The following is a 230-nucleotide window of genomic DNA, read 5'->3' on the forward strand; positions in this document are numbered from 1 at the left end:
TCGAAGATGAAGAACTCGGCTTCCGGGCCGAAATAGACCACGTCGCCCACGCCGGACGACTGGACATAGGCCAGCGCCTTCTTGGCCATCGAGCGGCTGTCGCGGTTGTAGGGTTCGCCCGTGTCCGGGTTCAGCACGTCGCAGAACAGGAACATCGTCGTTTGCTGATAGAACGGGTCGATGTAGGCCGTCGTCAGGTCCGGCTTCAGCAGCATGTCGGACTCGTTGAT

The 230-nt window shown here is 60.4% G+C and carries 1 protein-coding gene; it reads right to left on the bottom strand.

Annotation, left to right across the window (positions count from 1 at the left end; all coding sequences use genetic code 11):
• Window positions 1-230 (bottom strand): glutamine synthetase beta-grasp domain-containing protein (locus B2U11_RS11320; protein WP_292071833.1); only part of this gene is annotated, 230 nt, incomplete at both ends.

This window comes from Brevundimonas sp. UBA7534, from assembly GCF_002479325.1.
Taxonomy (GTDB): domain Bacteria; phylum Pseudomonadota; class Alphaproteobacteria; order Caulobacterales; family Caulobacteraceae; genus Brevundimonas.